Here is an 18,753-nt window from a genome sequence, read left to right as displayed (position 1 = left end):
GCTTATTCCTAAAAGACATATCCAAGGTTTTTTTAATTCTTTGACTTCAATCTGGCCATCAAAGACACTTCAAACGGTACCGGTACCATAAAAAGTCTAGCAGAGTTGCCGGGCAGGACAAAGTTGATTTCATGACCGCACAGATGCGTTTTTCGCATAAGCCCGGCAAACCATTACAGGGGTAATACCATGCAACAGAACCATAGCAAGCGCACCGCCAGCCAGGCGGCATTGAAACAGGGACTGCTGCTCTCCAGCGTGTTGCTGGCCGGAGGCGTGCATGCCGCCGACGTGGCGGACCAGGGCGACGCGGCGGTCGTTGCCGAAGCGGCCGCCATCGGCGTGGTCCAGGCGGGCAATGAAGTGCCGAGCGTGACGGTCAGCGCCACGCGCCGCAACGCCAGCCTGCAGTCGGTGCCGCTGGCCATTACCGTGATCGATGGCGAACGGCTGGAACAGGCCAACCGCAACAGCATCGAGTCCATCGTGCAGGAGATCCCCAGCGCCACCTTCCGCCAGCAGGGCGGCAACAAGGACTCGACCATTTTCGTGCGCGGCATCGGCACCATTTCCACCTCGCCCGGCGTCGAGCCGACGGTCTCCACCGTGATCGACGGCGTGGTGCTGGCGCGCCCCGGCCAGGCCACCCTGGACCTGCTCGATATCGACCGGGTGGAAGTGCTGCGCGGCCCGCAAGGCACCCTGTTCGGCAAGAACGCGTCGTCGGGCGTATTGAATGTGGTCAGCCGCAAGCCGGGCCAGCAGCTGGCCGGTTTTGTCGACGGCGGCTACTACGAAGGCAATGAAAAAAGGGTGCGCGCGGGCGTCTCCGGCGCGCTGGTGCCGAACGTGATCGCGGCGTCATTGAACGCCCTGTATGCGGACTACGACGGCAACGTCAATAACGTGCATGCCGGTGGCGGCAAGGTGAATGGCTACGAGCGCAAGGGCCTGCGCGCCCGTGTCGATATCACGCCGCGCGAGGACCTCGATATCACCTTGATTGCGGACTACCTGCGCGGCACCGGCTCGCCCAGTTTCACGGCGTATAAATCGACCAGCGCCGCGTTTTCGCAGGCGATCGCGCCCGTCATTGCGCGGCCGGACAACCGCAGCGTCAATGTCGACCTGCCCAGCGATATACGCGACACCAACCGTGGTGTTTCCGCCCAGGTGGACTGGCGCGTGAATGGCTACACCTTCACTTCGATCAGCGCCGCGCGCGACTGGGACAATGCGCAGTACACGAGCACCTCGGCGATCGGCAACAGCGCGGAAGCGTCGCGCATCACGGCGGCGTATCCGGCCACGCGCGATATCGGCACGGTGGCGTTTTCGCAGGTCTCGCAGGAGCTGCGGGTGGCTTCGCCCAAGGATGGTTTTGTCGACTACGTGGCCGGCGCCTTCTACCTGCACGGCAAGGACCGCGAAGTCTACCAGCGCATAGTCACCACCAACACGGTCAACAGCGGCCGCGCCGACTATGGCGTCAAGAACGACAGCTATGCCGTGTTTGGCGAAGCCACGCTGAACTTCACGCCGGCCCTGCGCGGCATCGCGGGCGCGCGCTGGAACCGCGACGAACTGGCCTACGACCATGCGCGCACTTCCACGCAAACCACCGCCTTTGCGGGTGTGCAGCCGGGCGTGCAAAGCGATGGTTCCGTCACCAGGGACGGCTACTCGGGCAGGGTGGGGCTGCAGTATGACCTGGCGCCCGGCATCAACACCTACGCCACCTATTCGCGCGGCTACAAGGGCCCGGCCTACAATGTGTTTTTCAATATGCTGGCGCGCGACACGCTGGCGCTCAAACCCGAAACCTCGGACGCGTTCGAACTGGGACTGAAGTCCAGCTGGCTGCAGCGCCGCCTGACGGTCAACGTGGCCGCTTTCCACACCGCCTACAAGGACTACCAGGCCAATTTCTATGACACGGTGGCCGGCGCCGTCGTCACGCGCCTGATCAATGCGGGCGAGGTCTCCACGCGCGGCCTGGAACTGGATGTGACGGCGCGCCCCACGCAGCAGCTGAGCCTGAACGCGGCGCTGGCTTATACGGACGCGCAGATCGACCAGTTCAACTGCCCGGCCGCCGCTGCCGCCTCGTGCAACCTGAATGGCAAGACCCTGCCGTTTTCGCCGAAGTGGAAAAGCTTTGTGCGCGCCAATTACGGCATCCCGCTCAACAACGGCCTGCTGCTGGACCTGTCGGCCGACTACAGCTATCAAAGCCGCACGCAGTACGACCTGTTCCAGTCGCCGGACGCTATCCAGGGCGCGTATGGCCTGCTCAACGCGGGCGTGACCCTGTCGTCCACGGACGGCGGCTGGCGGGTGGCGCTGGTGGCCAAAAACCTGGCCAACAAATCGTATGCGACCAACCTGGTCGCCTCCACCGGCTACGTGACCCGCGGCGTGCCGCGCGACGACAGCCGTTACTTCGGCATCACCGCCCGCAAGGAGTTTTAAGATGACTGCTACCCCCAAACGCCAGCTCAGCATAGGCGCTTTCCTGATGCGCCACGGCCACCATGTGGCGGCCTGGCGCCATCCCGATACCGACCTCGAAGGCAATGTGTTCCAGGTCTTCAAGCGCCAGGTGCTGGCCGCCGAAAAAGCGTGCCTCGACGCCGTCTTTTTTGCCGACAGCGTGGCGCTGACCAACGGCGTGCCGGCGCTGGAACCCTTGACCTTGTTGTCGGCGCTGGCCGCCGTCACCGAGCATATCGGCCTGATCGGCACGGCGACGACCACCTACAACGAGCCGTATCACGTGGCGCGCAAGTTCGCCTCGCTCGATACGATTTCGCAGGGCCGCGCCGGCTGGAACCTGGTCACCTCGGACAACGCCATCGAGGCGCAGAACTTCGGCCGCGAGCAACACGTGGGCCATGCCGAGCGCTATGGGCGGGCGCGTGAATTCTACGATGTGGTGACGGGCCTGTGGAATGGCTGGGATGACGACGCCGCCGTCAACGACAAGGCCAACGGGCAGTTGTACCGGCCGGGCAGCGTGCGCCGCCTCGATCATCATGGCGAACATTTTTCGGTGGCCGGGCCGCTCAATGTGGCGCGCAGCGCCCAGGGTCACCCGGTGGTGGTGCAGGCCGGCAGTTCCGAGGCCGGCCGCGCGCTGGCCGCCGCCACCGCCGACGTGGTATTCACGGCCCATCCGGCGCTGCCGTCGGCGCAGGCCTTTTACCGCGACCTCAAGCAGCGCGTGGCAGCCATCGGGCGCGATCCGGACTCGTTGAAAATCATGCCGGGCCTGTTTGCCGTGGTGGGGAGTAGCGAAGCGGAAGCGCAGGATAAATTCGCCCTGTTGCAGGAACTGGTGCAGCCCGAGGTGGGGCTGGCGCTGCTGGGCCGCATGATCGGCAATTTCGATTTGTCCGCTTACGACATCGACGGGCCGCTGCCCGAACTGCCGCTGACCAACGATGGCCAGCGCAGCCGCCAGCAATTGCTGACCAGCCTGGCGCAGGGCGAAAACCTCACCATCCGCCAGCTGTATCAACGGATCGCCGGCGGACGCGGCCACTTCACGGTGATCGGCACCGCGCAGACGGTGGCCGACCAGATGCAGCAATGGTTCGAACAAGAGGCGGCCGACGGCTTCAATTTCATGTCGCCGCATCTGCCGGGAGGTCTGGACGACTTCCTGCAAGGCGTGGTGCCGGAACTGCAGCGGCGCGGCCTGTTCCGCACCGCATATGCGGGCAGTACCTTGCGTGGTCATCTGGGCTTGGCCAAGCCGGGGCGGGCGCATGCGTAAGCTGGTCTTGTCCCTGGCGCTGCTGGCGGCATCCATGCCGGCCGCCGCCGACTGGGTGATCGGCGACGCACGGCCCGATGCGCCCGCGCTGGCCGCGCGCGGTGCCTACAAGGTCGGCGTGCGCACCGAACAGATCGTGCACCGCGGCCAGCTCGATATCCTGCGTGCGAGCAGCAGCAATCCGGCGCCACGTTATGACCGCGCATTGACGCTGGAAGTCTGGTATCCGGCGCAGCTGGCCGCCGGCGAGCGCGAAGCCGTCGTCTACACCGATGTGCTGGGCGCGGGCGCCAATAATCCGGCCCGGCCCAATACGCCGTTTACGTTTGCGGGACGGGCCGCGCGTGGCGCCGCCGCGGTCAAGGGCGCGTTTCCCCTGCTGATCGTCTCGCACGGCTATCCCGGCTCGCGCTTGCAGATGAGCTACCTGACCGAAAACCTGGCCTCGAAAGGCTATGTGGTGGTGGCCATCGATCACCTGGAGTCGACGCGCGCCGACCGGGCCGGCTTTGCCAGCACCTTGCTGAATCGCCCGCTCGACGACGGTGTTGTCCTCGACACGGTGGCCGGCTGGAGCCAGGCGGGCAGCGGCCACTTCCTGGCCGGCGCCGTCGATGCCGATCACACCGCGCTGCTCGGCTATTCCATGGGCGGCTATGGCGCGCTGGTGGCGGCCGGCGCCAGCGTGGATCTGGCCGCCCTCAAGCCGCTGGGCGTGGCGGACACCACCGCCTTTGTGGCGCGCGCGCCCGATCCGCGCATCCACGCCGTGGTGGCATTCGCCCCCTGGGGCGGCGCGCGCCAGCTGTGGAGCAGTGCGTCCCTGGCCGGCCTGCGGGTGCCGCTGCTGTTTATCGCCGGCGAGCAGGACACGATCGCCGGCTTTGACGACGGCGTGCTGCGCCTGGCGCGGGAGGCTGTCAACGCGCCGCGCTACCTGCTGGCTTACCAGAACGCGCGCCACAATATCGCCCCCAATCCGCCGCCACCGGCAGCGTATGCCAACCGCGAGGATTTTTCCGCGTATGCGGAAAGCGCCTGGGACAGCGCGCGCATCAACAATATCAACCAGCATGTGGTGACGGCCTTTCTGGAGCAAACCTTGCGCCAGCGCGACATGGGCCGCCATCTGGCGCCCGAGTCGGAGCTTGCTCCGGCGCGCATCGGCCCAGGTATTACCTGGCGCCACTGGCCTGCCGCGGTAGAAAAGGCCGATTAGGCAAACGCCTTTCTCTTGACGCCAGCCTGGTGCGTGTGTACGGTAAAGGGCTGGCCGCTTGTATAATGCAGCCAAATCAACAGGGCTGCCTACCATGACCAATACGACGCATTTCGGATACAAAACAGTTGCAGAAGACGATAAAGTGCGCGAAGTCGCCAAGGTGTTTCACTCCGTCGCTGCCAAATATGACGTGATGAACGACCTGATGTCGGGCGGCCTGCATCGCTTGTGGAAGACGTTTACGATTGCCAACGCGGGCGTGCGCCCCGGCTTCAAGGTGCTCGATATCGCCGGCGGCACGGGCGACCTGTCCAAGGCGTTTGCCAAGCAGGCGGGCCCGACCGGGGAAGTCTGGCTGACCGATATCAACGAGTCGATGTTGCGCGTGGGCCGCGACCGCCTCTTGAATCGCGGCCTGTTGACCCCCACCATGTTGTGTGACGCGGAAAAACTGCCGTTCCCCGATAACTATTTTGACCGCGTCAGCGTGGCCTTCGGCCTGCGCAACATGACGCACAAGGATGTGGCGCTGGCGGAAATGCGCCGCGTGCTGAAACCGGGCGGCAAGCTGCTGGTGCTGGAATTTTCGAAAGTGGCGGCGCCGCTGCAAAAGCCGTATGACCTGTATTCGTTCTCGGTGCTGCCATGGTTCGGGCAGAAGATTGCCGGCGACGCGGAAAGCTACCGCTACCTGGCCGAATCGATCCGCATGCATCCGGACCAGGAAACCCTGAAGACGATGATGGAAACGGCGGGCCTCGAGCGCGTGCAGTACTACAATTTGACGGCAGGCATAGCCGCTTTGCATACCGGCATCAAGATGTAAGTTGTTTGTTGGTAATTAGGAGATGAAATGAAACTGAAAAAATTTATGGTCGGCATGATGCTGGCCGCTACCACCGTATCCATGCTGGGCGAGGCGCTGGCCCGTCCCATGGGCGGTGGCCGTTCCATGGGACGCCAGTCGCAGAACGTGAGCCGCCAGGCGCCCGCACCGGCGCCGGCCCCCGCGCCAGCGGCCGCACAGCGCCAGGCCCAACCGGCACCTGCCGCGCCGGCGCCGGCCGCTGCCGCCAAACCGCCTAGCCGCTGGAAGGGTTTGCTGGGCGGCGCCTTGCTGGGCCTGGGCCTGGGCGCGCTGCTGTCGCATTTCGGCCTGGGCGGCGCCCTGGCCAGCATGATCAGCACCTTGCTGATGGTGGCCCTGCTGGCTGGCGCCGCTTACTTCATCTACCGCATGGTGCGCGGCAAGCGTGAGAACAATGGCAATCCGGCACCGTTTGCCGGTTTTGGTGGCAATACGCCTGCGCCGGCCGGCAATGTGCCGGAGATCGGTTCGCGCATTCCACCGCTGCCGCCGCTGCAACCGGTGTCGTCCGGCGTCGGCCTGGACAAGCCTGCTGCGCCGGTCGCGCCCGCACAATGGGGCGTGCCGGCCGATTTTGACCAGGCCGCTTTCCTGCGCCATGCGAAAAGCAACTTCATTCGCCTGCAGGCCGCCTGGGACAAGGCCGACGTCAACGATATCCGCGAATTCACCACGCCGGAAGTGTATGCAGAGCTGCGCATGCAGATCCAGGAGCGTGGCGCGCAAGCGGACTTCACCGACGTGGTCACCATCGACGCCGAGTTGCTGGGCATCGAGACCAGCGTCAACGATTACCTGGCCAGCGTGAAGTTCATCGGCCAGATCCGTTCGGCGCCAGGTGCCGCCGCCGAGCCGTTCTCGGAAGTGTGGAATATGTCGAAACCGGTCAGTGGCAGCACCGGCTGGGTACTGGCAGGTATCCAGCAAGTGTAAAAACTTGCTGAAGTTGGGCTTAAGTCCAGCCGCCATGCGTGATGCTTGACGGAATTGGCCTGCTGAAATGTTAAGATCAAGACCGCCCGCAGGTATTTCGGGCGGTCTTTTCTTTTTAAGGGCGCGCCTGGCGCGCAAGCATATGATTGCATCTGTTCCAGATCTTTCCCCGACGGCCGCCGTCAGCTTGGCTGCCGTGGCCACCATCAACCACTTGCTGGCGCAGGAGCCGTGGGCGCGCAAGCAACTGGCCGTGCATGCCGGCAAGCTCGCCGTGATCGATACGGGCGCCGTGGCGATCCGCCTGCTGGTCGACGGTATCGGCATGCTGGAGCGCGCACCTGTTGATGTGCCGGCCAATGTCACCATCCGCGTGAAACTGTCGGATTTGCCCTTGATTGCGCAAAACCGCGAGCGCGCATTTTCCTATGTAAAGATCGAGGGCGATGCCGAGTTCGCCAATGCGATCTCGCAGCTGAGCAAGGGTCTGCGCTGGGATGCCGAACACGACCTGGAAAAAGTGCTGGGCCCGATACTGGCCACGCGCATGGTCGCCGGCGCCCGCGATGCGGTGGACTTTGTCCGTGCCGGCCAGCAAAAACTGGCGGAAAACGTGGCCGAGTATTTCCTGGAAGAACAGCCACTGCTGATCCGGCCCGCCAACCTGGCGGACTACTCCGCCGGCGTTACGCGCGTGCGCGACGACGTCGAACGCCTGGCCAAGCGCCTTGCCCGGCTGGAAAAGGCGCATGCTGCCGTCCAGCCTTTGCCACCTTCACCGGATGTGTCTACATGATCTTGAAATTTTTGCGCCTGTTAAAAATCATCCGGGTATCCATCAAATACGGTCTTGATGAAATCGCCATCTCTGGCTTGAAAGTACCGCGTACCGCCAAGCTGATCGACACAGTCATCTTCTGGCGCGACCTGTCCTCGCCGCGCGGCCTGCGCCTGCGCCTTGCCCTGGAAGAGCTGGGCCCCATCTTCGTCAAGTTCGGCCAGGTGCTGTCGACCCGGCGCGACCTGATGCCGCCCGATATCGCCGAAGAACTGGCCCACCTGCAAGACCGGGTGCCGCCGTTCGACTCCGACCTGGCGATCGCACAGATCACGAAGTCCTTGGGCGCTCATCCGGACCAGCTGTTCGCCCATTTCGAGCGCGACCCGGTGGCGTCCGCTTCGATTGCCCAGGTGCACTTTGCAACGTTAAAAAATGGCAAGGAAGTGGCCGTCAAAGTGCTGCGTCCGGGCATGAAAAAGCTGATCGACGAAGACGTGGCGCTGATGCATATCGCCGCCGAGTGGACCAGCCGCCTGTGGGCCGACAGCAAGCGCCTGAAGCCGCGCGAAGTGGTGGGCGAGTTCGACAAATACCTGCATGACGAGCTGGACCTGATGCGCGAGGCGGCCAACGCCAGCCAGCTGCGCCGCAACTTTGCCGAGTCGAACTTGCTGCTGGTGCCGGAAATGTACTGGGATTACTGCTCCAGCAGCGTGATCGTGATGGAACGCATGAACGGCATCCCGGTGTCGCAGATCGACCGCCTGGTGGCGGCCGGCGTGGACTTGCGCAAGCTGTCCACCGATGGCGTGGAAATTTTCTTCACGCAAGTATTCCGCGACGGCTTTTTCCATGCGGATATGCACCCGGGTAATATTCTCGTGTCGATCGCGCCCGAGTCGTTCGGCCGCTATATCGCGCTCGACTTCGGCATCGTCGGCACCTTGAACGACTACGATAAAGATTATTTGTCGCAAAACTTCCTGGCCTTCTTCCGCCGCGACTACAAGCGCGTGGCCGAAGCCCATATCGAATCGGGCTGGGCACCGAAGGAAACCCGCGTCGACGAACTGGAGGCGGCCGTGCGCGCCTGCTGCGAGCCGATCTTCGACCGTCCCTTGAAAGATATCTCGTTCGGCCAGGTGCTGCTGCGGCTGTTCCAGACCTCGCGCCGCTTCAACGTGGAAGTGCAGCCGCAACTGGTGCTGCTGCAAAAGACGCTGCTCAATATCGAAGGCCTGGGCCGCCAGCTGGACCCGGAACTGGACCTGTGGCAGACGGCCAAGCCGTATCTGGAAAAATGGATGAGCAAGCAGGTGGGGCCGCAAGGCTTCATGGAACGGATGCGCGCCGAGGCGCCACGCTATGCGCATATCTTCCCGCAACTGCCGCGCTTGCTGCACCAGGCCTTGACGGTGGCCGGCGAGCCGCGCGAAAACGAGGTGGAGCTGATGAAAACCTTGCTGGCGGAGCAAAGACAAACCAATCGCCTGCTGAGCTTTATCGTGTATTTCGTCGGCGCCTTTGCGCTTGGCGCCCTGGGCTTCCAGCTGTTCATGCGCTGGCATCAACTGCCATTCTAAGCGCCTGTAAAGGAGAGTGATGGCTGACTTTCAAACCCGCGATCCGCTCTCGCCCGCCTTCTGGGACGAGCGGTTTGACAAGCAATTCACGCCGTGGGACCAGGGTGGCGTGCCGCAGCGCCTGGCGCAATTTGTCGCCGGCAGTCCGGCGCCGCTGCGCTGCCTGATTCCCGGCTGCGGCTCGGCCTACGAGCTGGCCTTCATGCTCGATCATGGCTGGAAGACCACCGCCATCGACTTTTCGCCGGGCGCCGTGGCCGCGGCCCGCGCCGTGCTGGGCCAGCGGGCAGAACATGTGGAGCAGGCCGATTTCTTTGCCTGGCAGCCCGATGCACCGCTCGATCTGATCTATGAACGGGCCTTTCTGTGCGCCATGCCGCGCGCCATGTGGCCGCAGGTGGCCGCGCGCTGGGCGCAGCTGCTGGCGCCGGGCGCCATGCTGGCCGGCTATTTCTTTTTTGACGACAATGGCAAGGGGCCGCCGTTCGGCATCGCCCGCGAGCAGCTGTTTGAATTGCTGGCGCCGCATTTCGACTGCCTGGCCGATGAAAGCGTCGACGATTCGATTGCCGTGTTTGCCGGCAAGGAACGCTGGATGGCCTGGCACCGTCGCCCTGACTGAAGCCACCCCGGCTATTTCTGCTAAGCGCCGTGGAAAAGCTTTATAATTCAGGGTTTTTGATGATTTTTGCGGAGTTCTGATGCCGATTTACGCTTACCGCTGTGAAGAGTGTGGTTTTGCCAAGGATGTCTTGCAAAAGATGTCCGATCCCGTGCTGACGGTGTGCCTGTCTTGCGGCAAGCCCAGTTTCAAGAAACAATTGACCGCCGCCGGTTTCCAGTTGAAGGGCACCGGCTGGTACGCCACCGATTTCCGTGGCGGCACGGCGCCGACCACCGCCATCCCGACCGGGCCTGCCGAGAGCGCCAAGCCGGCTGCCGACAGCGCACCCGCCGCGGCCACGCCAGCGGCAGCGCCGGCCGCCGCGCCGAAAGCGGACTGAAGCACTGTGGCGCAAGCCGCAGCCCGTGGCCATTACCGAGAAACCGATGCGTAAATACTTTATTACCGGATTGCTGATTTTAGTACCGCTGGCGATCACCGTCTGGGTACTCAACCTGGTGATCGGCACGCTGGACCAGTCGCTGTTGCTGGTGCCGCAACGTTTCCGCCCGCAATCGCTGTTCGGCTTTGACATTCCCGGCCTGGGCACGATACTGACCATATTGATCGTGTTTTTGACTGGCTTGCTGACCAACAACCTGGTCGGCAACTACGTGGTGAAACTGTGGGAGCGCCTGCTGCAACGCATTCCCATCGTCAATTCCCTGTATTCGAGCGTCAAGCAGGTGTCGGACACCCTGTTTTCCTCGTCGGGCAATGCGTTCCGCAAGGCCGTGCTGGTGCCGTATCCGCACCAGAACTCCTGGACCATCGCCTTTTTGACGGGCGTGCCGGGCGGCGATGCGGCCAAGCACCTGGTGGGCGATTATGTCAGCGTGTATGTGCCCACGACGCCCAACCCCACATCGGGTTTTTTCCTGATGATGAAACGCAGCGATGTGGTCGAGCTCGACATGAGCGTCGACGCGGCGCTCAAGTACATTGTCTCGATGGGCGTGGTGGCGCCCGCGGAAGTTGCCGCTGTCGCTGCCCCGGTAACGGTGCCGGCAGCCAAAGAATAAAGGCAGGCGCTCCACGTGGGGCGTGGCCGGATCGAACACTCACTAACCTGAACTGAGAATTTTTATGTCTATGCGTACTGAATATTGCGGCCTCGTCACCGAAGCCATGCTGGGCCAAACCGTCAGCCTGTGCGGCTGGGTACATCGCCGCCGCGACCACGGCAGCCTGATCTTCATCGACTTGCGCGACCGCGAAGGCCTGGTGCAAATCGTCTGCAACCCGGAACAAGCCGAGATGTTCAAGGTCGCCGAAGCCGTGCGCAATGAATTCTGCCTGCGCGTGACGGGCGTGGTGACCAACCGTATCGACGGCACCATCAACAACAACCTGAAATCGGGCAAGATCGAAGTGGTGTGCTCGGAACTGGAAGTGCTCAATCCTTCCGTGCCGGTACCGTTCCAGCTGGACGACGACAATCTGTCGGAAACCACGCGTTTGACGCACCGCGTGCTGGACCTGCGCCGCCCGCAGATGCAGAACAACCTGCGCCTGCGCTACAAGGTGACGATGGAAGTGCGCAAGTACCTCGACAACCTGGGCTTCATCGACATCGAAACGCCGATGCTGACCAAGTCGACCCCGGAAGGCGCGCGCGACTACCTGGTGCCGTCGCGTGTCAACGCCGGCAGCTTCTTCGCGCTGCCGCAGTCGCCGCAGCTGTTCAAGCAGCTGTTGATGGTCGCCAACTTCGACCGTTACTACCAGATCACCAAGTGCTTCCGCGACGAAGACCTGCGCGCCGACCGCCAGCCTGAATTCACCCAGATCGACTGCGAAACCTCGTTCCTGACGGAACAGGAAATCCGCGACCTGTTCGAAGACATGATCCGCGTGGTGTTCAAGAACACCCTGAACATCGAGCTGCCGAACCCGTTCCCGGTGATGGACTTTGCCGAAGCGATGGGCCTGTACGGTTCCGACAAGCCGGACATGCGCGTCAAGCTGGCCTTCACCGACCTGACCGAGATCATGAAATCGGTCGAGTTCAAGGTCTTCAACGGCGCCGCCAACATGAAGGGCGGCCGTGTGGTGGCCTTGCGCGTACCGGGCGGCGGCACCATGCCGCGTTCGGAAATCGATGCCTACACCCAGTTCGTCGCCATCTACGGCGCCAAGGGCCTGGCCTACATCAAGGTCAACGAGAAAGCCAAGGGTCCTGAAGGCCTGCAGTCGCCGATCGTCAAGTTCCTGCCGGCCGACGTGCTGGCCACGATCCTCGAGCAGACCGGCGCGCAAGACGGCGACCTGATCTTCTTCGGCGCCGACAAGGCGAAAGTCGTCAACGACGCCATCGGCGCGCTGCGCGTGAAAATCGGCCACAGCGAATTCGGCAAGAAAGCCGGCCTGTTCGACGACGTGTGGAAGCCATTGTGGGTGGTCGACTTCCCGATGTTCGAGCACGACGAAGAAGCGGACCGCTGGACCGCCACCCACCATCCGTTCACGGCGCCGAAAGACGGCCATGAAGACATGCTGGAAAGCGATCCGGGCGCCTGCATCGCCAAGGCCTACGACATGGTCCTGAACGGCTGGGAACTGGGCGGCGGTTCGATCCGTATCCACCGCGAAGAAGTGCAGTCGAAAGTGTTCCGCGCGCTGAAGATCGATGCCGAGGAAGCCCAGCTGAAATTCGGCTTCCTGCTCGACGCCCTGCAATACGGCGCGCCACCGCATGGCGGCCTGGCATTCGGCCTGGACCGTATCGTGACCATGATGACCGGTTCCGAATCGATCCGCGACGTGATCGCCTTCCCGAAAACCCAGCGCGCGCAAGACTTGCTGACCCACGCGCCGTCGGAAGTGGACGAGAAGCAACTGCGCGAACTGCATATCCGTTTGCGCAGCGCCGATCCTAAAGTAGTCTAAAGCAAAGCCTGACCCGTTGAGGGCTGGGGTCAGACGGGGACGCCGAGTCCCAAGGGTCTGACCCCTTTTTCATTATTGCCATGACTTATAAAATTCCCGTTTCCGTGCTGGTCGTCATCCATACGGCCGACCTCGACGTGCTGCTGATCGAGCGCGCGGGGCAGCCCGGCTTCTGGCAATCGGTGACCGGTTCGATCGACGCCGTTGACGAACCGCTGCTGCAGGCGGCCACGCGCGAGCTGTTCGAAGAGACTGGCATCGTCGCCGACGGCCAGCAGATCGCGCTGCTCGATTGGCAGCTGTCAAATATCTATGAGATTTATCCGGTCTGGCGCCATCGCTATGCACCCGGCGTGGTCCACAATACGGAACACGTGTTCAGCGTGCGCGTGCCGCGCGACTGCGTGGTGACTGTCAATCCGCGCGAACACCTGCGCTATACATGGCTGCCGTATCTGGCGGCGGCCGACCAGTGTTTTTCTTCTTCCAATGCGGAAGCGATTCTGCAACTGCCGGCCATCACGGGCCTCAACCCGGGCCTGGCGCCACAAGAAAGTACCTGATGCTGAACTGGAATTATTTGACGATGCAACAAAAGCTGCTCGGTGCCCTGGGTATCGCGTTCTGCATTTGCGTGATCCTGGCCCTGTTCCGCTTTAATCCGCCGGACCGCACGCCGCCGATCGGCTTGCCGCTGGTGGCGATCGGCTGGCTGCTGCATCCGGGCGCATTTGCCGTCGGCAAGCGCACTGTCGCCTGGCGCGGCGCGCCGCTGCTGGTCAAGATCGTGTGGGCGGCCGCCATCACGGCCTTGCTGGTCAGCGTGACGGCTGGCGTGGGACGCATGCTGGCCTGATCCAACTTCCACTTTAGGTGCGCGCACGCACCGTTGAATGCAGCGCGGCGCGCCTGTCTCGGAGTAGAATCAATGCATGAAAATCCGCGTAGCAACTTATAATATCCACAAGGGTGTGTCCTCCGTGCGCGGGCTGCCCCGCGTGCATGCCCTCAAGCAGGCGATCGCCCTGTTCGATGCCGATGTCGTGTTCCTGCAGGAGGTGCAGGGCAAGCACGACCGCAATGCGGCCCGCTACGGCGCCGAGACGCATGGCCACAAGCATTGGCCGGAAGCGTCGCAGCATGAATTCTTTGCCGGCCCCGAGCACCATACGGCCTACGGCATGAATGCCGTGTACGACCATGGCCACCATGGCAACGCCTTGCTCAGCAAATATCCGATCGGCTCGCAGATCAACCACGACGTGTCCGACCATGCGTATGAGCAGCGCGGCATCCTGCATTGTGTGCTGAAAACGCCGCAGGCCGACGTGCACTGCTATGTGGTGCACCTGGGCTTGTTCGAATCGGGACGGGGCCGCCAGACGCAGGCCCTGATCGACGCCGTCAACGCCTCGGCGCCGAATGGCGAACCGGTGATTATCGCGGGCGACTTCAACGACTGGCGCAACACCCTCAGCGACAAGCTGAGGAATGCGCTGGGCGTGGTGGAAGTGTTCGACCAGCGCGCCTCCAATTCCGCCCTGGGCGACCTGGTGCGCACCCTGGCGCGGCGCCAGGCCCGTCCGCCGGTGCCGGTGCCGGCGCGCACCTTTCCCGCCGCCTTGCCATGGTTCCGGCTCGACCGCATCTATGTGCGCGGCTTCCAGGTGGAAGGGGCGCAAGTGATGCATGGCACCTTGTGGGCAAAACTGTCGGACCATGCGCCGATCGTTGCCGCCTTGAAACTGGCCTAGAGTTGCGCATGCGTTCAGTCCACTATACCGCCCATAACGACATCCGGCTGCTGTATTGCGGCACCGACTACTTTCCCGCCCTGATCGGCGCCATCGACAATGCAAAGAAAGAGGTCTATTTCGAGACCTATATCTTTGCCGACGACGCCACCGGCACCCTGGTACTGGACGCCCTCAAGCGGGCGGCCGCGCGCGGCGTCATGGTCTGCATGATTACCGACTGGTTCGGCACGGGCCGGCGCAGGGTCAACGCCATGCATGCCCAGCTGGAAGCGGCGGGCGTGCATCACCGCGTGTTCAACCCGTGGTTCTTGCGCGGCATCACGCGCACGCACCGGAAGATCTGCGTGGTCGATTACGAGGTGGCGCTGGTGGGCGGCATCAATATCAATGACGACATGTTTTGCGACTACGACCACAATATCAGCCTGGAAGCGCCGCGCTGGGATTTCGCGGTGCAGGTGAAAGGGCCGCTGGTCGACGCCATCCATATGGAAGCGCAGGCGCAGTGGGCGCGCCTGGGCAAGATGAACCTGGTGCGGCGCATCAAGCTGTACCGCAAGATGCGGGTGGTCGGCAAGGAACTGGCGAAGAACCCGGTGGTGGCCGGCTTTGTCGTGCGCGACAACCTGCGCAACCGCCGCACCATCCAGCGCGCCTATCTGCAGGCGCTGGGCCAGGCGCGCAAGAGCGTGATGCTGGCCAACCCGTATTTTGCACCCGGCCACAAGCTGCGCCGGGCGCTGGCGCGCGCCGCCCAGCGCGGGGTGGACGTGGTGCTGCTGATCGGCGTGGGCGAGTTCAAGCTGCAAGATGCCGTCGCGCATTCGTTTTACCCTAAGCTGCTGGCGGCCGGCGTGAAAATCGTCGAGTACCGCAAGACCCAGCTGCACGCCAAGGTGGCGGTGGTCGATGACGACTGGGCCACGGTGGGTTCGAGCAATATCGACGCGCTGAGCCTGTTTTTGAACCAGGAAGCCAATGTGGTGATCAAGGACGTGGCGTTCGCCCAGGCCTTGCGCCAGCATATAGAACAGGGCATTGCCGACGGCAAGGTGATCCACCAGGACGACTTCAAGCATATCGGCCGGGTGCAGCGCATCGGCTATGAGCTGGCGTTCTGGAGTTACCGCCTGGTGATGCGCATCTTTTCAGTAGGGAAATACGCATGAGCGAGATGAGCAATCTGCGTATCGACAAATGGCTGTGGGCGGCGCGTTTTTTCAAGACGCGCACGCTGGCCAGCGAGGCCGTCGATACCGGTAAAGTCAAAGTGGGCGGCGAGCGCGTGAAACCGGCGCGCGGCCTGCGCATCGGCGATGAATTGTTCATCGACAATGGCGCCGATACCTGGGAAGTGGAAGTGCTGGGCCTGTCCGACAAGCGCGGCGCGGCGCCCGTGGCGCGCCTGCTGTATGCGGAAACGCCGGCCAGCATCGCGCGCCGCGAGCAGGCGCAGGAAGAACGCAAACTGTTCCGCGAGCCGGGCAGCACCATCAAAGGGCGGCCGACCAAGCGCGACCGCCGTCAACTGAGCAAGGCCGGCGACCTCTCCTGAGTTGCCTCAATACGCCGTTTCCTGGCCGCGACAAGCCGGCCAGGAATTGTTGCATCGCATTAATAGAACGTCCGCTCTAAATTTCGTGTTTGACTTTTGCGGCGCACTGGATAATAGTACGAGCGTTCGGATTTTTTCATGGCGTGCTTTTTTTTGCCGCTACGACAAAATCCACCAGTCTGGCCACATCACATTAAGAACGGTAATTTTGAATACTTCAGTCAAATTCATGCGCAAGGGCGAACTGACGCGGGCCGCCATCCTCGACGTGGCGCTGGACTTGTCCAGCCGCGACGGCCTGGAAGGGCTGACCATCGGGCTGCTGGCCGACAAGATGAACATGAGCAAATCGGGCGTGTTCGCCCATTTCGGCTCGCGCGAAGACTTGCAGATGGAAGTGCTCAAGCTCTACCACCATCGTTTCGAGCAGGAAGTGTTTTTTCCGAGCATGAAAGAGCCGCGCGGCATCGCCCGCCTGCAATCGATGTTTGCGCGCTGGGTCAAGCGGGTCAGCGTGGAAATCGCCTCGGGCTGCATCTATATCAGCGGCGCCGTCGAGTACGACGACCGCCCGGGCCCGATCCGCGAGTCGCTGGTGGCCATGGTGCAAGCCTGGCAGGGCGCCTTGCTGCGCAGCGTGCAGCAGTCGATCGCTTCCGGCGACCTGAAGGCCGGCACCGACGCGCAGCAGATGGTGTATGAAATGTATGGCCTGATTTTGGCCCTGCATCACGACGCGCGCTTCCTGCGCGTGCCGGGCAGCATCGAGCGGGCGCAGCGCGGTTTCGAGCGCCTGATCGAGTCGTACCAGAATCACGCCACCGTCACAGAATAAGCAGTCCAGCAGGATCAGCAGGATCAGCAACATACGCCGCACATACAAGTACAACACTTTAGCTAATGCCTTGAGGAGAAAATAATGGGTCAATACGTCGCGCCTATCCGTGATATGCAATTCGTTCTGCATGAGTTCCTGAACGTCGGTGAAGAGCTGAAAGCCATGCCCGATTACGCCGAAGTCGATGCCGACATCATCAACCAGGTACTGGAAGAGGGCGCCAAGTTCACCTCGGAAGTGCTGTTCCCGCTGAACCACTCGGGCGACCGCGAAGGCTGCAAGCACGACGCCGCGACCCACACCGTGACCACGCCGAAAGGCTTCAAGGAAGCGTACAAGCAGTACGTCGACGGCGGCTGGGCGGCGCTGGCCTGCGATCCGGAATACGGCGGCCAGGGCTTGCCGGTGGTGCTGAACAATTCGTTCTATGAAATGCTGAACTCGTCGAACCAGGCCTGGTCGATGTACCCGGGCCTGTCGCACGGCGCCTACGAGTGCCTGAAGGAACACGGTACCGATCACCAGAAACAGGTCTACCTGCCGAAGCTGGTGTCGGGCGAATGGACCGGCACCATGTGCCTGACCGAACCGCACTGCGGTACCGACCTGGGCCTGCTGCGCTCGAAAGCGCTGCCACAGGACGACGGTTCGTGGCTGATCACCGGCAACAAGATCTTTATCTCGGCCGGCGAGCACGACATGGCGGAAAACATCCTGCACCTGGTGCTGGCCCGCGTGCCCGACGCACCGGAAGGCTCGAAAGGTATTTCGCTGTTCCTGGTGCCGAAGTTCCTGCCGAAGGAAGACGGTACGGTTGGCGAACGCAATCCGATCACCTGCGGCGCCATCGAAGAAAAAATGGGCATCCACGGCAACTCGACCTGCCAGATGAACCTGGACGGCGCGCGCGGCTGGATCATCGGCCAGCCGAACAAGGGACTGAACGCCATGTTCGTCTTCATGAACGCGGCCCGCCTGGGCGTGGGCATGCAGTCGCTGGGCCTGACCGAGATCGCCTTCCAGAACGCGCTGATCTACGCCAAGGACCGCACGCAAATGCGTTCGCTGTCCGGCATCAAGAACCCGGAACTGCCGGCCGACCGCATCATCGTGCACCCTGACGTGCGCCGCATGCTGCTGACCGGCAAAGCCTACGCCGAAGGCGCGCGCGCCTTTACCTCGTACGTGGCGCTGCAGATCGACCGCGAACTGCACCACCCTGACGCCGACGTGCGCAAGGAAGCGGCCGACGAAGTCGCGCTGCTCACGCCCGTGATCAAGGCCTTTATCACCGATAACGCCTGGATCGCCACCTCGGACGCGATGCAAGTGTTCGGCGGCCATGGCTATATTTCGGAATGGGGCATGGAACAATATGTGCGCGACGCGCGCATCAACATGATCTATGAAGGCACCAACACGATCCAGTCGCTGGATCTGCTGGGCCGCAAGATCCTGGGCGACAACGGCGCCAAGCTGCGCAAGTTCGGCGAAAAGATCAAGGCCTTCGTGGAAGACAACGGCACCGACGAAGCGATGAGCGAATTCGTCACGCCGCTGGGCGACCTGGGCGACAAGGTCACCAAGCTGACCATGGAAATCGGCATGAAGGCGTTCCAGAATCCGGACGAAGTGGGCGCGGCCTGCGTGCCTTACCTGCGCGTGGTCGGCCACATGATCTACAGCTATTTGTTCGCGCAGATGGCGAAGATCGCACTGGAAAAAGAATCGTCTGGCGACACCTTTTACACCGCCAAGCTGGCTACCGCACGCTTCTATTTCGCCCGCCTGCAACCTGAAACGGCCACCCTGATCCGCCAGGCGCGCTCCGGTTCGGCCAACCTGATGGCACTCGACGCAGACCTGTTCTAAGACTTGAGGAAAA

At 62.7% G+C, this 18,753-nt stretch carries 18 protein-coding genes; all 18 read left to right on the top strand.

The annotated features are described in order from the left end of the window. Nucleotides 1-189: 189 nt before the first annotated feature. The 18 genes from ACP7B7_RS03365 (at nt 190) to ACP7B7_RS03280 (ending at nt 18,740) form a co-directional block, all read left to right on the top strand. Entirely contained in the window at nt 190-2,472 is a 2,283-nt protein-coding gene (locus ACP7B7_RS03365) for a TonB-dependent receptor (RefSeq protein ID WP_426075743.1), read from the top strand. Nucleotide 2,473: 1 nt separating this feature from the next. Then, nucleotides 2,474-3,778 (top strand): LLM class flavin-dependent oxidoreductase, encoded by a 1,305-nt coding sequence (locus ACP7B7_RS03360; RefSeq protein ID WP_426075742.1) that lies wholly within the window; start codon nt 2,474-2,476, stop codon nt 3,776-3,778. Then, complete coding sequence (locus tag ACP7B7_RS03355) at nt 3,771-4,997, top strand: alpha/beta hydrolase family protein (RefSeq protein ID WP_426075741.1); 1,227 nt, start codon at nt 3,771-3,773, stop codon at nt 4,995-4,997. The genes ACP7B7_RS03360 and ACP7B7_RS03355 overlap by 8 nt, the downstream gene beginning before the upstream one ends. 94 nt (nt 4,998-5,091) lie before the next feature. Further along, entirely contained in the window at nt 5,092-5,826 is a 735-nt protein-coding gene (gene ubiE, locus ACP7B7_RS03350) for a bifunctional demethylmenaquinone methyltransferase/2-methoxy-6-polyprenyl-1,4-benzoquinol methylase UbiE (RefSeq protein ID WP_034778407.1), read from the top strand. Nucleotides 5,827-5,853: 27 nt separating this feature from the next. Next, on the top strand, nt 5,854-6,801 hold the full coding sequence (locus tag ACP7B7_RS03345; RefSeq protein ID WP_426075740.1) for a Tim44 domain-containing protein: 948 nt from the start codon (nt 5,854-5,856) through the stop codon (nt 6,799-6,801). Nucleotides 6,802-6,943: 142 nt separating this feature from the next. Beyond that, the gene (locus ACP7B7_RS03340; protein ID WP_308923615.1) at nt 6,944-7,597 is read left to right on the top strand and encodes a ubiquinone biosynthesis accessory factor UbiJ; all 654 of its coding nucleotides are present in this window, start codon (nt 6,944-6,946) and stop codon (nt 7,595-7,597) included. Continuing rightward, nucleotides 7,594-9,165, top strand: coding sequence for a ubiquinone biosynthesis regulatory protein kinase UbiB (ubiB, locus tag ACP7B7_RS03335; RefSeq protein WP_426075739.1), 1,572 nt, complete (start codon nt 7,594-7,596; stop codon nt 9,163-9,165). The genes ACP7B7_RS03340 and ubiB overlap by 4 nt, the downstream gene beginning before the upstream one ends. Before the next feature lie 19 nt (nt 9,166-9,184). Beyond that, nucleotides 9,185-9,787: a methyltransferase gene (locus ACP7B7_RS03330; RefSeq protein ID WP_426075738.1), complete on the top strand. Its 603-nt coding sequence runs from the start codon at nt 9,185-9,187 to the stop codon at nt 9,785-9,787. Between the two features lie 79 nt (nt 9,788-9,866). Beyond that, the gene (locus ACP7B7_RS03325) at nt 9,867-10,169 is read left to right on the top strand and encodes an FmdB family zinc ribbon protein (protein WP_426075737.1); all 303 of its coding nucleotides are present in this window, start codon (nt 9,867-9,869) and stop codon (nt 10,167-10,169) included. Nucleotides 10,170-10,215: 46 nt separating this feature from the next. Further along, nucleotides 10,216-10,851, top strand: a complete 636-nt coding sequence (locus ACP7B7_RS03320) for a DUF502 domain-containing protein (RefSeq protein WP_426075736.1) — start codon at nt 10,216-10,218, stop codon at nt 10,849-10,851. A 70-nt stretch (nt 10,852-10,921) separates the two neighbouring features. Next, nucleotides 10,922-12,718: an aspartate--tRNA ligase gene (aspS, locus tag ACP7B7_RS03315; RefSeq protein WP_426075880.1), complete on the top strand. Its 1,797-nt coding sequence runs from the start codon at nt 10,922-10,924 to the stop codon at nt 12,716-12,718. 80 nt (nt 12,719-12,798) lie between these two features. Continuing rightward, nucleotides 12,799-13,281: a dihydroneopterin triphosphate diphosphatase gene (gene nudB / locus ACP7B7_RS03310; protein WP_426075735.1), complete on the top strand. Its 483-nt coding sequence runs from the start codon at nt 12,799-12,801 to the stop codon at nt 13,279-13,281. Next, nucleotides 13,281-13,574, top strand: coding sequence for a hypothetical protein (locus ACP7B7_RS03305; protein WP_308923621.1), 294 nt, complete (start codon nt 13,281-13,283; stop codon nt 13,572-13,574). Before nudB ends, ACP7B7_RS03305 begins: the two co-directional genes overlap by 1 nt. A 76-nt stretch (nt 13,575-13,650) precedes the next feature. Next, nucleotides 13,651-14,472 (top strand): endonuclease/exonuclease/phosphatase family protein, encoded by an 822-nt coding sequence (locus tag ACP7B7_RS03300; protein ID WP_426075734.1) that lies wholly within the window; start codon nt 13,651-13,653, stop codon nt 14,470-14,472. An 8-nt stretch (nt 14,473-14,480) separates the two neighbouring features. Continuing rightward, nucleotides 14,481-15,644, top strand: coding sequence for a cardiolipin synthase ClsB (gene clsB / locus ACP7B7_RS03295; protein ID WP_426075733.1), 1,164 nt, complete (start codon nt 14,481-14,483; stop codon nt 15,642-15,644). Then, on the top strand, nt 15,641-16,030 hold the full coding sequence (locus ACP7B7_RS03290) for an RNA-binding S4 domain-containing protein (RefSeq protein ID WP_308923624.1): 390 nt from the start codon (nt 15,641-15,643) through the stop codon (nt 16,028-16,030). The genes clsB and ACP7B7_RS03290 overlap by 4 nt, the downstream gene beginning before the upstream one ends. Before the next feature lie 229 nt (nt 16,031-16,259). Then, complete coding sequence (locus ACP7B7_RS03285; protein WP_308925647.1) at nt 16,260-16,865, top strand: TetR/AcrR family transcriptional regulator; 606 nt, start codon at nt 16,260-16,262, stop codon at nt 16,863-16,865. 84 nt (nt 16,866-16,949) lie between these two features. After that, complete coding sequence (locus ACP7B7_RS03280; protein ID WP_308923625.1) at nt 16,950-18,740, top strand: acyl-CoA dehydrogenase C-terminal domain-containing protein; 1,791 nt, start codon at nt 16,950-16,952, stop codon at nt 18,738-18,740. Nucleotides 18,741-18,753 lie beyond the last annotated feature (13 nt).

This window comes from Janthinobacterium sp. PSPC3-1, from assembly GCF_049896105.1.
GTDB lineage: Bacteria > Pseudomonadota > Gammaproteobacteria > Burkholderiales > Burkholderiaceae_D > Janthinobacterium.
The sequence above is the reverse complement of the archived record's forward strand: the minus strand, read 5'-3'. Positions and strand labels throughout refer to the sequence as shown.

Coding starts and splice junctions, on each gene's coding strand:
- ACP7B7_RS03280 (WP_308923625.1), top strand. CDS start 16,950: ATGGGTCAATACGTCGCGCCTATCCGTGATATGCAATTCGTTCTGCAT.
- ACP7B7_RS03340 (WP_308923615.1), top strand. CDS start 6,944: ATGATTGCATCTGTTCCAGATCTTTCCCCGACGGCCGCCGTCAGCTTG.
- nudB (WP_426075735.1), top strand. CDS start 12,799: ATGACTTATAAAATTCCCGTTTCCGTGCTGGTCGTCATCCATACGGCC.
- ACP7B7_RS03360 (WP_426075742.1), top strand. CDS start 2,474: ATGACTGCTACCCCCAAACGCCAGCTCAGCATAGGCGCTTTCCTGATG.
- clsB (WP_426075733.1), top strand. CDS start 14,481: ATGCGTTCAGTCCACTATACCGCCCATAACGACATCCGGCTGCTGTAT.
- ACP7B7_RS03305 (WP_308923621.1), top strand. CDS start 13,281: ATGCTGAACTGGAATTATTTGACGATGCAACAAAAGCTGCTCGGTGCC.
- aspS (WP_426075880.1), top strand. CDS start 10,922: ATGCGTACTGAATATTGCGGCCTCGTCACCGAAGCCATGCTGGGCCAA.
- ubiE (WP_034778407.1), top strand. CDS start 5,092: ATGACCAATACGACGCATTTCGGATACAAAACAGTTGCAGAAGACGAT.
- ACP7B7_RS03330 (WP_426075738.1), top strand. CDS start 9,185: ATGGCTGACTTTCAAACCCGCGATCCGCTCTCGCCCGCCTTCTGGGAC.
- ACP7B7_RS03320 (WP_426075736.1), top strand. CDS start 10,216: ATGCGTAAATACTTTATTACCGGATTGCTGATTTTAGTACCGCTGGCG.
- ACP7B7_RS03325 (WP_426075737.1), top strand. CDS start 9,867: ATGCCGATTTACGCTTACCGCTGTGAAGAGTGTGGTTTTGCCAAGGAT.
- ACP7B7_RS03300 (WP_426075734.1), top strand. CDS start 13,651: ATGAAAATCCGCGTAGCAACTTATAATATCCACAAGGGTGTGTCCTCC.
- ACP7B7_RS03290 (WP_308923624.1), top strand. CDS start 15,641: ATGAGCGAGATGAGCAATCTGCGTATCGACAAATGGCTGTGGGCGGCG.
- ACP7B7_RS03365 (WP_426075743.1), top strand. CDS start 190: ATGCAACAGAACCATAGCAAGCGCACCGCCAGCCAGGCGGCATTGAAA.
- ubiB (WP_426075739.1), top strand. CDS start 7,594: ATGATCTTGAAATTTTTGCGCCTGTTAAAAATCATCCGGGTATCCATC.
- ACP7B7_RS03285 (WP_308925647.1), top strand. CDS start 16,260: ATGCGCAAGGGCGAACTGACGCGGGCCGCCATCCTCGACGTGGCGCTG.
- ACP7B7_RS03355 (WP_426075741.1), top strand. CDS start 3,771: ATGCGTAAGCTGGTCTTGTCCCTGGCGCTGCTGGCGGCATCCATGCCG.
- ACP7B7_RS03345 (WP_426075740.1), top strand. CDS start 5,854: ATGAAACTGAAAAAATTTATGGTCGGCATGATGCTGGCCGCTACCACC.